This is a genomic window from Fibrella forsythiae (assembly GCF_017353175.1).
In the GTDB taxonomy this organism is placed as follows: Bacteria; Bacteroidota; Bacteroidia; order Cytophagales; family Spirosomataceae; genus Fibrella; species Fibrella forsythiae.
Window position 1 is genome coordinate 185,267 of record NZ_JAFMYW010000006.1, and the last position, 12,523, is coordinate 197,789.

Below are 12,523 nucleotides of genomic sequence, written 5' to 3' on the forward strand. Positions count from 1 at the left end.
AATTATCATTCCACGCTTTTCTGACTATGGCCTCTTCCTTTCGCTCCGAGTTTTCTGTCGATGGTCTCGAAAATCCGCTCACGTTAATTGATAGTTCGATCAACTTCAACCAGTCGACAGACCGGAAGGGACGGGCATCGGCGGGGGTGCGGAGCGGCCTGGTGCAGGTCTCTATTCTTGGCAACGACCGGGGCGTGTTAACGAACTGGGCGTCTGACCCACTGGCCCTGAAGAATGGCTGGATCGTTTACCGCGATCAGAAGGGAGGTACGTTACAGCGGGTTGAATTTAAAGATGCCTACTGTGTGCAGTATCATGAATCGTTCAGGGTTGGCGATGCCACAGCGGCCTACTCCATTCAGCTGGGAATGACGGCCCGTCAGATCATCATTGACGGTAATGTGCACGATAATATGTGGATGGATTGGAAAATGGGGGCTTAACGATCGCTTTTCTCTTACAAAACAGATGCATTCATGGCTCAGCAGGTTAAAGCAGATATAGTGATTGGCGGTAAAAAGCTGGAACACTTCACACACCTCCAGATCAATCAGTCGCTGTTTACGCACCACACGTTCGAAATAGCTGTGCCTTTTGAGGTACTTGAAGACAAGAACGATTTTTTCTTCAAGCAGTCGCACACGGCTATGGTGGGCGAAGTGGCCACGATTTCGTTCAAGCCCCTCTATAAAAACGTCAGCGCTGATTTCAAGTTTTCCGGCATTGTTACCGAGTTAACCATCGTGAACAATACCGACATGATCAATTCCTTTCTGATAAAGGGGCATAGCCCTACTTACCTTATGGAAGATGGTCATCAGCGCCGGGCCTGGGTAGAAACGCCGCTTCCCATGATCATGAACGCGGTTTTAAAAGATTATCCGGGGTCATCGCTGCCCAGAAACGTTGATCTGACTTACACGAGCCTGATCGATTACAAGGCGCAGTATGACGAATCGAACTGGGAGTTCGTGACCCGCCTCTGCCGTGAGTACAGTCAGTGGTGCTACTATGACGGCACTAAGCTAATTCTTGGACGCCCTGAAAACCAGACGGTTCCGTTTTTAATTGATGGGATTCAGCATTTCAATATGTCGGTTTCGCTGAAACCTAACCAGTTTCAGATGTACCATTACAATTACCAGAAAGACGAAGACTACCGGAGCAACGGCAAGCCGGTTAATGGTATAGGCGTATTTGGCAATTTCGCTTACGCTAAATCAGCGTCGCTGTTCAGCCGCACCTCTCTTCGCTGGCCCCTGCGCGATGTACAGACAAAGAGTGAGCTGGACGAAGCCGTAGAGGCAACCAACATCAGTAATGCTACCGATCTGATCACGTTTGAAGGAGCGGGCGAAAACCCCAACCTGACCATCGGCATCATTGTCGATGTAACGACCCAGAAGCTGACTGCACCGGGCAAATACAAACAGGAGAGCGTGGGTAAATACCGCATCATCGGCATGATCCATTTCGTTGATGAGGTCGGTAATTATGGTAACCGGTTCGAAGCTGTTCCGTTTTCGGCCGAAATGCCGCCGCGCAATTCGCTCGTTCGAACGCCAACGGCCCTGCCCGAAATTGCGACCGTCATCAAGAACGACGACCCCAAAAAACTGGGTCGGGTCAAGGTGAAATTTCACTGGCCAAACGCCCTGGAAGCTAAATCGAGTTGGGTTAGGGTAGCTATGGCCTACACCGGCGGCGCACGCGGCTCGCTGTTTATTCCCGAAGTAAACGACCAGGTGCTTATCAGTTACGAGGCCAATCACGTCGATTTTCCGGTGATCGCCGGCAGTCTGTACCATAAAGACCCCGCGACCAACTACTTCTTCGACAATAACTACCAGAAGATAATCAGGACGAAGGGCGGCAATAAGATCGTGATGAAAGACAAGCCTGGCGAACAGGAGTTTTTTATTACCAACGCCAATAATAAAGACACTGGCCTGCACATCAGCTTTAAAGATGACGGGGTGATTCAGATCTACACGAAAGGGCTGATTCAGATGGAGGCGAAGAACATCACCATGCACACAACGGAAAACATTACCATGCACGCCGAGGGTAATGTAAAAATTACTGCCGATAAAGAAATGGCTCTGCACGGGCAGAAAAAAGTAGACGTAACCGGCACTGAGTTCAACGTCAAGGCAGACAGTAAGGTAGACATCACCGGGCCGAATGTAGACGTCTACGAATAACGAATTTCCGCTTTCTTTTTCATAATCAATCGTACAACTAAAACAACTTACTACTATGGCTGCATCAGCAGTTGCCGCGTATTTTTCCGCCATGGGCGTACCTGACACTGAAGTCGTTAGCTTCAATTATGAGTTGAGCCGTTCGGTTGACTCAAAAGGACGTCCATCATCCGTCACCCAGGGTGGCGTGGTACACGTTGAGTTAACATCTTCCGACGCCGATGGCCCGCTGGCCGAATGGCTGGCGAACTCCTATACGGAAGGCGATGGTACCATCCGTTTCGTTGATCAGGACCAGACAACGCTGAAAACCGTTGAATTCAGCAAGGGTCGGTGCATCAAGTACGCCGAGCGGTTCAACAAAACCCCCGAGCAGGGCGTTGTGGCCCGTCCGGCGGCAACGTTTACGCTTAGCATTTCGGCCGAGAAAATCACCTTCGCCGGCGCCGAGCACGACAACAACTGGGGCGACAAGGCCTAAGACGTACCTATCCGTAGCCGACACGCTCACTGGTTGGCTACGGATAGGTTTCGTTGGCATGCAACAACCGCCACTCCCCCTCCCTCGACCGGGGTTACGGCCAATACCGGATTACGCTATTTTTTCCCTTTCAGCACTACTATGCCAAGCAGATTATTCGACGGCAATCCGCTAACGAGTCAGTCCGGGAGTGGTATGAGTGACAACTCGCTGGGTACGTTCGAATCGGGGCCCAGCGGTTGGAAGCGAGCAGGCACCACTGACGGCCTCCGGGTTAAGGTTGAGCTAGACAGACAGGCCAATGCCCTCGAACTCGCTTACAGAACCTATCTGCGCCATGAAGAGCTGGCGCTGGACAATAGCCTGTCTGCCCTGTATAGCGCCGTGGAAGGCAGTTTGGCTGAAAAGGGACCTAACCAGCGCGAAACGGCCGGGAGTCAGGGGTCGGAACCAGCACAGGGACAACATGACGTTGTCATTACCGAAGAGCAGCTAGCGCAGATTTTTCCCGGTGGCAATAAAGATGTTTTAAGCGAATTACAGCGGCAGCTTCAGGCCAACATGAAGGCGTATGGCATCACCAACGAAATTCAATTAGCTCACTTTCTGGCCCAGGCGGGCCATGAAACCGGTGGATTTACCAAGGCGGCCAACGTAGAAAATTTGAACTACACGACCGCCAGTCGATTGCAGACCATTTTTCCAAAATACTTCGGTAAGCACAAAAAAGACCCTAAAGATTATGTAAAAAATCCGCAGGCACTGGCAAACTACGTATACGGAAACCGATTGGGCAACGGCGCAGAAACAAGTGGAGACGGGTACCTGTACAGAGGGCGTGGCGTTTTCCAGCTAACGGGCAAAACCAATTACAAAGCGTTTGATGATTTCTATCATCAGAAACACGCAGGCAGCACCGTAAATTTTACCGAAAATCCAGACTTGATCGCCACTGATACCGGCTATGCCGTTGAAAGCGCACTCTGGTATTTTCAGCTTCGCGTAAGTGTAGAATCGATTGACGGGCTCACCTCTGTTGAGTCTGTAACAAAAAAAGTGAATGGAGGCGTTAACGGCCTTGCTGATCGTGAACGGTTATTTAAAAAGGCGCTAACGTACCTGATCTATCTGCCAAACGGCATAGCCCAGGATGATAAATAACGCCCGATTAACTGCTTAACAGTACTGTACATGAACCACCAATCGGGTTTTTCGAAAAGAGAACTAGTAGTCCTTATAACCCTATGCCTGCTGAGTTTTCCGTCACTCTGTCAGCAGATTAGTCGAAAAACGGGCGAATCAGCCAGCCAGTTTGTTGGGCGCCTTAAACCAGCAGGAACAAGTCTGGCACATCCGGTCGTGGAAACAAACAACCTGCTTCAAAATACCCCGACGATCATCGCCCTGTATGGCTATCCAGCCGATAAAGCAGATACGCTTTCCTTCAGTAAAATCATGGGGCACATTTATACACAAACCCAGGCGGGTAGCTACCATGATACGCCATTCGGACCGATTGACGAAGATGGCGGTTTTCCGGAAGTTCTATCTGTTTTTTATGCCAATGCAAATAAAGACAAGACAAACGAATTAATCGTTCTGGCTAAATATCCTCAACGGCATCATGACTATTCTGGCAATTTCTACGAAACACATATTTACACTATTAATACCAAAAAAAATCAGACAACGTACCTGGCGAAGTTGAGCGAAAAATTTTGGGGCTGCGACTGCGAGTACACTGATGGGCGAAAAGAAACTACCAGCTACAAAACCGCGAAAGAAGTGAAAGCTGGTTTAAAAAAAATGGGCTACTGATCATATTTTTTCACGGCTGATACATTTTTATCTGCACTAAAGCGCTGTTATTCTCACGAAAACACCCCCTGTTTCCTATGGCTGATGAACTAGAGTATGTGATTACGGGCGCCCTGCTGGAATGCAGCGAAGGCACTGTACCCATGCCGTTTCAGGCCACTCCGCGCAATGTGCGGCTACAGGGACTAAAGGTGGGTAATGCGTCTGATAAAACGCCCTATCTCAACATACCCTCCTTTGTCATCTGCAAGAAATTAACGCAGATGGCCGGCGGTACCCCCGTCCCCTGCGTACCCGCGCCCATTATGTGGCAGGACACGTACCCCGTGCAGGTGAACAAGCAGGAGGTACTCATCTTCCGATCGTGCATCCGGTGCAGCAGCGGACAAGGTAAAATCGAATTTTTAACCTCCGGCCAGACACCGGTTCCGCCCGAAGTTACCCAGCAACTGGAGGAGATGCAGAAGGAGTCGGAGGAGGTGCTCAAAGAGGCCGAAGCTGAAAAAAACTCGGTTGGTGAAGCTGGTCTGGTTGAGGGCATGATTCCGGTCTGGGGCAGCGGCCGCGACATGGTTCACTCCATGCAGACGGGCGACACGTTTGGGGCGGTGCTGAATGCCGGTTTTCTGGTCTGGGATGTGGCCAGTATTGCGGCGGGCGTGGTCAGCTTTGGCACGGCCACTGTGGCCATGCAGGGGGCAAAGGCGGGTGCCAAGGGGCTTATCAAGGCGGGTGCCAAAGTAGCGGCAAAAGGAGCCGCCCGAAAGCTGGCCAGCATGTTGGCCAAGAGCGCGGCCATGAAGAAAGGCCTGCTGAAAGGACTAACCAAACTGGCTTCCACGCGGGTGTGTATGCTGGCGTGTTTCCCCGCCGGTACGTCGGTCGCCGTTGAAGAAGGCTACCGCAACATCGAGGAGTTGCAACTAGGCGACCGGGTGTGGAGCCGCGACGAGTTCACCGGCCAGTTAGCCTTACAACCCATCACCCACACCTCTGAGCGTGAAACCGACCACCTGATTCACCTACGGATGGGCGGCGAGCGGGTGCAGACTACGGCTGAACACCCCTTCTTTACTCATCAAGGCTGGCAAAAAGCCGGTACGTTGGTTATTGGTCAGGAGGTGATGCGCTCGGACGGTCAGTGGGTCGCCATCACCCAGGCCGACCACCGCACTGAGTTCGACCAACCTCAACTCGTCTACAACATCGAGGTCGCCCACGCCCACACCTACTTCATCGGCAAGTGGATGTGGTGGGTACACAATGCCAATGTTTGCGTCTCGAAGATGGTGAAGAATGCTTCACGAGCCGCTAAGGCAAAGAAAAAGCAGCTACTATCCAGTGCACCTAGTAAAGTAAAAAGCAAACGGCTTGAATATCTCGGCAAAACTCCAAGCAAAAGCTCTAAAACTGGCCGTGATGTAATTAAACGCATGGAAGTTGAGAAGAAATTTAGAGATGTTAATGGAAAGCGTGAGGTGTTAGGACCAGATGGAAAATGGTATGACATTAGCAAAACAGATATGGGCCATCTCGATGATGCTGTTAGCTGGTGGAATCGAGAAGGTCGTCAATACGGTCCAAAATCGAAAGAAGTTCGAGATTGGATGAAAGATCCGGCTAATTATGAATTAGAACCAAGCAGTATTAATAGAAGCAGAGGTGCTAAACTCAAAGAAAAATACTTACCCCCTCTAAAAAAATGAGCAACGACCAGTTAGATGACCACATATACGCAGAAATAGTAAAACTCTGTGAGAAGGGCGACAATTATGTTGAAGTAGACGATTACAAAGAGGCGATCAACTGTTATCAACAGGCGTTCAAGTTAGTTCCTCAACCTTATCAGGAGTGGGAAGCATCCACTTGGATTCTTTTCTCACTTGGCGAAGCTTATTTCTTCAACCAGGAATTTGATAAAGCACAACAAGCATTGCAAGACGTGATGCATTGCCCTAACGCAATTGGTAATCCACTGATCCATTTACGATTAGGACAGGTTCAATTTGAACTAGGAAACTTCGTAAAAGCAAAAGACGAATTGATGCGGGCTTACATGGGTGAAGGAGAGGAAATATTCGATGGTGAGGACAAAAAATATTTTAATTATTTAAAAAAAGAGGTGCAATTATAGCGTCCGCTTCCCATTAAATGCTTGAGCGATTATATGACTATAATCGCTCTTTTTTTGTGCCAGTAAGTATAAGGTTTGTTAGACCTTATCAAGGAGGTGATGCGCTCGGACGGCCAATGGGTAGCCATCACCCAGGCCGACCACCGCACTGAGTTCGACCAGCCCCAACTGGTCTACAACATCGAGGTGGCTCACGCCCACACCTACTTCATCGGCAAGTGGATGTGGTGGGTACACAATGCTGAGGTATGCGTATCAAAAGGCCTTAGGGAGCTCAGGGAATTAGCTAAAAAATTTTGAAAGCCCTCACACTCCCCTGATTTCAAAAAGTGGCTTGATAGAGGGGGTGACATCAAGGTATCAGATAATGGTGCCGAGTGGGTTTATAAGCGTTCAGATGGCGTCGAAGTAAGATACAAAGACGGTTCCCCTATCTTTGACCCGCACATGAGGCAGGAAGTCAAGATTCCTGACATGAAGGGAAATCATACAACCGATTACACCGATGCAGATAAGTTAGCACCGCAAGGACCTAGATTAGATGGCAACACTTGGCACCATCATCAGGATATGGAAAGAATGCAAGAAGTGCCCACTGACATCCATAAAGATTTTACGCACAAGGGCGGAGTATCCGGCACCAAAAAATCAAAAGGGGTTAAACTCAAGAAGCGATGATTCCTATTAAACCATACGGTGATCTCTCAAGTGATGAACTCCTGAAGTTGGAAGAGAAAATCGGTTTTGCACTTCCATCTGACTACAGGGATTTTCTAAAAATATCCAATGGTGGACGAGTTCTAAATCAGGTATTCCATGTAGACGATCTTGAGCAAGACATTCTGATGAATGTCTTTTACGGATATAATGTCTCGCAGGATAAGGTTTTGAACCTGCTTTTCTGGTTTGATAAATATCAAGATGAAATTCCTGAGCATAGTTTATTAATTGGAAATGATCCTGGCGGTGGATTCATCCTTTATATTCCTTATGGCGAAGATTGCGGGGTATATTATTACGATGATAGCTACTTTTTCGAGCAGTCATCTGACGAACAGAACACTTATTTCATTGCCGAAACCTTCCAAGAGTTTTTAGGCCTTTTGAAAGAGTTCAAGCCTGCATCATAAGCGGATCGGCATAATCCTAAAGTGACTAAAGTTGAGACTTGCTGAAAGGGCTCACCAAGCTAGCCTCCACGCGGGTGTGTATGCTGGCGTGCTTCCCCACAGGTACGTCGTCGGTAGCCGTTGAAGAGGGCTATCGTAACATCGAGGCGCTACAAACGGGCGACCGGGTCTGGAGCCGCGACGAGTTCATCGGCCAGCTTACCCTGCAATATGGATGCAGCTATTTCAGCGGCTGACCGCCATTCTTTACGCATCAGGGCTGGCAAAGAGCAGGTACGTTGACAAACAAATGGCTGGCGGAGAATGCAACAGCACGAAAGCCCGCCCTTAACCAGGACGAGCGTTCAATTTTTACTTACTTATTTATCAGGTACGCTGACCGATCAATTCAACTCTGCCTGTGGCAGTGTTAGAGGGCCATACCCCACCCTTTTTCGTACTCTCGCTTCCACAGTTGCATGGCTGCTTTATTATCTTTGATATGGCCGTTTGTGGCGTCACAGTGCAGGGTGCTGCCAGTCCGTTGGGCAATATTGGCCAGATGACATAACAACACACTTTTGTGGCCTTCCTCGATCGGGGCGGTGAGTTGAGCATTGCCCCGAACGCTGTCAACGAAATTGGCAAAATGGGTCATTTCCAGATCACCGGTTGCGCTAACAGTATTGTTTGGATCCAGTTTAGTGCCGGGTTTTATCTCTTTGACCAGTTTGTTCTGCGTATCGAAGATCTGGTAGTCGCCGCCGCCTTTGTTCACCAGCGTGCCCTTGTCGCCATAGATAATGAAGCCCCGGCCACTGCCTTCAACCGGAAACGAATTACAGCTTCGCCCCTCCCAGGAAATCGCCTTTCCGTTCGCGAACTCGAAAGAGGCCACCTGTGTATCGGGCGTTTGCCAATCATCTTTATAGGCAAATCGCCCACCCGACGAGGTCACTGTCGACGGGAAATCGACGCCCATAAACCAACGGCAGCAGTCAAGTTCGTGATTACCGTTGTTGCAGGCTTCGCCGGTACCCCAGTTCCAGAACCAGTGCCAGTTATAGTGTACCAGGTTGTCGCGGTATTCCTGCCGGGGAGCGGGCCCCTGCCACAGGTTAAAATCCAGTGTGCCGGGCACAGGTATTTTCTTTCCTATCCCAATGGGCTTGCGGTTGTTAGTGTACCAGGCTTTGGCAAAATACGGATTACCAATAATGCCTCCCCGTACTTCGTTTACGGCCTCAATCAGCGTTGGGAATGACCGGCGCTGGCTACCCACCTGAATTAGTCTGCCATATTTGGCGCGCGCTTCGATCAGCATTTCGCTTTCGTGTGGGTTGTGGCTACACGGCTTCTCAACGTATACGTGTTTGCCGTTAGACACCCCCATCAATGCCGCTGGCGCATGCCAGTGGTCGGGCGCTGCAATGAGCAGCGCATCGAAATCTTTTCGGGCAACCAACTCGCGGATATCCTTGATAATAGCCGGTTGCCGACTTACACCCTTCAGCGCATCCAACCCATTTTTAATGGCGTTGTCTTCTACGTCGCATAGGTAAGCTACCTCCACATTCGGCAATTTGGAGAACGATTTTGCGTGGTATGCGCCCCGGCTATTAACGCCCATAATACCGACAACAACCTTGTTACTGGGCGCATTTTTCCCGTAAACGGGAAAGGTCAAAATTGTGGTGCTGGCAGTAGCAACGGCCGACTGTTTAATGAATGTCCGACGATTCATCCGTTTGTTTTTGCGTTTATGTGCTTCAGGTCACTGATTTCAATGCTACAGAAACGGGCTACGTTACCGAAGTTGAGCCCGGTAGCCAAGGGCATTGTCCGGCAATTTCATAGAGCTTTCAGCTGACATTCCTTACTCATTGTACTGGGTACGTTCGTCAGCCATATACACAAGTGGGCAGTTATTTCAAGCTCTTCAGATAGGCGATACTTTGCGGAACCTGCACCGATACACTGGGGCTTTCGTCTTCGATATAATAATGCTTGATACCCGACTTTTGCGCTGCCTTGAGCACCGCTGGCAAATTAATCTGCCCGGTACCCAACGCCACATCGTTCTCCACGGGTGTTCCGCCCGATAAGTTGCCAACAATGCCCTTACGCAGATCTTTCAGGTGCATAAGCTTGAACCGATCAGGGTACTTCATCAGCAACGCAGCGGGGTCAGCACCGGGGAAGAATGTCCAGAGGATATCCATCTCGAAGCTGACGTAGTTGGGGTCGGTGTTCTGAATAATGTAATCCATGAGCGTTCCCGCGTCGTGTTTCTCGAACTCGTAGCCATGATTATGGTAGCAGAACGTGAGGCCATAGTCGTCTTTCAGTTTTTTCCCGAAAGCGTTGAAATCAGTAATTGTCTGCTTGGCAATGTCGAGCGTAAAAGGGCCTTTATGCGGCACCCAGGCAACCCGTACGTACCTGGCGCCCAGCGTTTTCGCGTTTTGGCCCACCTCATCCAGTTTGTTCTGTAGATCTGGGTAACCCACGCCAAACGACGAGCACGTCATGTTACGTTCGTCGAGCAGTTTACGAATGTCGGCGGCCGTTTTCCCGAAGAGGTTAGAAAACTCCATATCGGTAATACCCAACCCTTTTATAGTGTCGAGCGTGGCAGCCATGTTTCTGGCGAAGCTGGCCCGATAGGTATATGACACCATGCCAGGCGTTTGAGTAAACACCTTTTTCTGAGCCTGAACCGAGCAGATGCTCAGCAACAGGGCAACAATGAGTACGCTGTTTTTCACGTATGATGGTTGATTGAGATTCGTTAACCATTGCTTTCAATTACTTAAAGCAGTAACGTACCTGACTGTACTCAACGGGGGGCGTTTTCGGTGCGTGAAGCCCGGCAACGACGTATTGCGGAGCTGTATCGCTGACCGGCCCCTGAACACGCGGCTCAATAAAGTTCGCTCACTTTGCACCTGCTGGCGTAGTTCTTGTAGACGCTCTGGTAAATGCTTTTATCGGTCTGACTTTTACATTTATCGCATGGAACAGGTTTTCCAGATTATACAGTCCTACTTTAATTTTCGAGCTGCTGTTTTACGATCAATGGCCTTCGACTCCATGTCGAAAGCTGATTTTGCCAGACTTACCGGGCTCGACGGAAACTCAAAATATCGTCGTGAATTAAATCCAGACTTGTGGAAACCCACAGAAATTTACGCCTTTGCCATCCAGGTGGGGCTGTGGGATGGCGGGGCCAAACGCCTGGATTCACTGGCCGATCTCATTGAACATCTGCCTGAATTTGAGCGAAAAATCATTCTGAAAGCAGGCTTACTCACCAAAGACAAATTGCAGATACGCCGTCAGGACTCTAATTCATGGTTGCCTCAGGAACTGGAAAAACTCGCTGCCTGGCATCGGCAGAACGCAATTCACGTGTCACGGACTTTCGCAACCGGCAGCGCAAAAACGACCAAGCGACAGCTCTAAACAACTCACTGATATACAGTCAATTAGTTTCGCTTTAACTTATTTTCAAATACGAATACGCCATTCTTATTGGCAATGACGATGTCAGTTTTTCCGTCGCCATTCATGTCGTGCACCGTGATGTTGAGGCCAGCGCCGGAGTCATTGTCAATGATGTGTTCCGCATAATACGGTTCTTTACCAGGCGTGAAGCCGAACCACATCAATATACCGGGGTCGCTATCGCCGGGGTCGCGGCCGTGGTGAGCCAGAAAGCGTTTGCCGGTGATGTACTCCTTACGTCCATCGCCGTTCAGATCAGCCATGATAGATGAATGGGTCTGGGCCGTTGTGTTGCTCATCAGGTGCGTCCTGAAATTTATTTTACCAGCCTCATCGTTAATCTGTTCATGCCACCAAACACCAAGGGCATGAGCAGACGCACTGACCACATCGTTCTTTCCGTCGCCGTTCACATCCAGAACCTGCATGTGTGAGCAGGGTTCGCCCAGATTGGCGGGGTGGAACACCCAGGTGCCGGATTTTTTATCGGTTGTTCCTTCAAACCACCCATCCCGAATCACCACGTCGTTCAGGCCATCTCTGTTGATGTCGCCGTAGCCGATGCCGTGCGAGAAAATTTCAGTTCCAGGTACGTTCTCTTTAGTCAATGCAAATCGCTGCCAGACAGTATCACCCGGTTTTACGGGAGCTTTCAGCCAGATAATCTGCTTCTTCGCCTTATCAGCACACAGGATATCGAGGCGGCCATCGCCGTCGATATCGATAAAACCGGGTGATTCATTGGCAATGCCCACCGAATCGGCGATGATGTGCCTGGCCCAGGTGCCTGGCTTATTTTTCGGGTTTTCGAACCAGAAAGCGGGTTTTCCGGGGAAATCAATGATAACAACATCATCCCAGCCGTCCAGATTCACGTCCATTCCCAGGTTCAGGAATGAGTCGCTGTATTCTTTTCGCGGGTCGAATACCCGCGAAGGAGCCATTTCGTGGCGAGTCCAGTTGGGGGCTTCAAACCAGACATACCCAGCTACAATATCCGGTCGGCCATCTTTATTCAGATCAGCAACGGCAACGCCCTCCGACAGGAAATCGCGGGTAATGGTCGTCTTCTTGAAGTCGGTCGATGGAGCAACCGCTTTCACCGGGGCCATTACGTTCCCTCCCGCGTTTGCGGCCTGCTGCTGCCGCACATCAAACAGCGCTTTGGTTTGACCAGATGCCGTTGTCAGCAAACAGCTAACCAGCAGGCTACTCATCAGGCCTCGGCTAATGGTGTTGAATCGTTTAATCATGATACCTCTGTTTCAAC

The 12,523-nt window shown here is 49.9% G+C and carries 15 protein-coding genes; 12 read left to right on the forward strand and 3 right to left on the reverse strand.

Annotation, left to right across the window (positions count from 1 at the left end):
- Positions 1-26: 26 nt before the first annotated feature.
- From tssD (J2I46_RS19540) to J2I46_RS19590, 11 genes are all read left to right on the forward strand, one after another.
- Positions 27-443: a type VI secretion system tube protein TssD gene (gene tssD / locus J2I46_RS19540; RefSeq protein ID WP_207330741.1), complete on the forward strand. Its 417-nt coding sequence runs from the start codon at positions 27-29 to the stop codon at positions 441-443.
- 33 nt (positions 444-476) lie between these two features.
- Positions 477-2,204 (forward strand): type VI secretion system Vgr family protein, encoded by a 1,728-nt coding sequence (locus J2I46_RS19545; RefSeq protein WP_207330742.1) that lies wholly within the window; start codon positions 477-479, stop codon positions 2,202-2,204.
- Positions 2,205-2,259: 55 nt separating this feature from the next.
- Positions 2,260-2,685 carry a type VI secretion system tube protein TssD gene (gene tssD / locus J2I46_RS19550; protein ID WP_207330743.1) on the forward strand — a complete coding sequence of 142 codons (426 nt, stop codon included), beginning with the start codon at positions 2,260-2,262 and terminating at the stop codon, positions 2,683-2,685.
- A gap of 141 nt (positions 2,686-2,826) precedes the next feature.
- Positions 2,827-3,846, forward strand: coding sequence for a glycoside hydrolase family 19 protein (locus tag J2I46_RS19555; protein WP_207330744.1), 1,020 nt, complete (start codon positions 2,827-2,829; stop codon positions 3,844-3,846).
- A 198-nt stretch (positions 3,847-4,044) separates the two neighbouring features.
- Positions 4,045-4,503, forward strand: a complete 459-nt coding sequence (locus J2I46_RS19560) for a hypothetical protein (RefSeq protein ID WP_207330745.1) — start codon at positions 4,045-4,047, stop codon at positions 4,501-4,503.
- A 77-nt stretch (positions 4,504-4,580) separates the two neighbouring features.
- A complete protein-coding gene (locus J2I46_RS19565; RefSeq protein WP_207330746.1) occupies positions 4,581-6,209 on the forward strand; it encodes a polymorphic toxin-type HINT domain-containing protein in 1,629 nt (542 codons plus the stop codon).
- Positions 6,206-6,637 (forward strand): tetratricopeptide repeat protein, encoded by a 432-nt coding sequence (locus J2I46_RS19570; protein WP_207330747.1) that lies wholly within the window; start codon positions 6,206-6,208, stop codon positions 6,635-6,637. The genes J2I46_RS19565 and J2I46_RS19570 overlap by 4 nt, the downstream gene beginning before the upstream one ends.
- Positions 6,638-6,712: 75 nt before the next feature.
- Positions 6,713-6,937, forward strand: coding sequence for a hypothetical protein (locus J2I46_RS19575; RefSeq protein ID WP_207330748.1), 225 nt, complete (start codon positions 6,713-6,715; stop codon positions 6,935-6,937).
- A 147-nt stretch (positions 6,938-7,084) separates the two neighbouring features.
- The gene (locus J2I46_RS19580; protein ID WP_207330749.1) at positions 7,085-7,315 is read left to right on the forward strand and encodes an HNH endonuclease; all 231 of its coding nucleotides are present in this window, start codon (positions 7,085-7,087) and stop codon (positions 7,313-7,315) included.
- Positions 7,312-7,767: an SMI1/KNR4 family protein gene (locus tag J2I46_RS19585; protein ID WP_207330750.1), complete on the forward strand. Its 456-nt coding sequence runs from the start codon at positions 7,312-7,314 to the stop codon at positions 7,765-7,767. Before J2I46_RS19580 ends, J2I46_RS19585 begins: the two co-directional genes overlap by 4 nt.
- Positions 7,768-7,847: 80 nt before the next feature.
- On the forward strand, positions 7,848-8,003 hold the full coding sequence (locus tag J2I46_RS19590; RefSeq protein ID WP_207330751.1) for a Hint domain-containing protein: 156 nt from the start codon (positions 7,848-7,850) through the stop codon (positions 8,001-8,003).
- 173 nt (positions 8,004-8,176) lie between these two features.
- On the opposite strand, the gene J2I46_RS19595 is transcribed toward J2I46_RS19590, so the two are convergent.
- Together J2I46_RS19595 and J2I46_RS19600 are read right to left on the reverse strand one after the other, a co-directional pair.
- Positions 8,177-9,490, reverse strand: a complete 1,314-nt coding sequence (locus J2I46_RS19595) for a Gfo/Idh/MocA family protein (protein ID WP_207330752.1) — start codon at positions 9,488-9,490, stop codon at positions 8,177-8,179.
- Positions 9,491-9,671: 181 nt separating this feature from the next.
- Positions 9,672-10,514, reverse strand: coding sequence for a sugar phosphate isomerase/epimerase family protein (locus J2I46_RS19600; RefSeq protein WP_310589054.1), 843 nt, complete (start codon positions 10,512-10,514; stop codon positions 9,672-9,674).
- Between the two features lie 310 nt (positions 10,515-10,824).
- Between J2I46_RS19600 and J2I46_RS19605 the strand changes: the two genes are divergently transcribed.
- On the forward strand, positions 10,825-11,211 hold the full coding sequence (locus J2I46_RS19605) for a hypothetical protein (RefSeq protein ID WP_207330753.1): 387 nt from the start codon (positions 10,825-10,827) through the stop codon (positions 11,209-11,211).
- Positions 11,212-11,234: 23 nt separating this feature from the next.
- Here the strand turns inward: J2I46_RS19605 and J2I46_RS19610 are convergent, their stop codons facing one another.
- Positions 11,235-12,506, reverse strand: a complete 1,272-nt coding sequence (locus J2I46_RS19610) for an FG-GAP repeat domain-containing protein (protein WP_207330754.1) — start codon at positions 12,504-12,506, stop codon at positions 11,235-11,237.
- Positions 12,507-12,523: the final 17 nt, after the last annotated feature.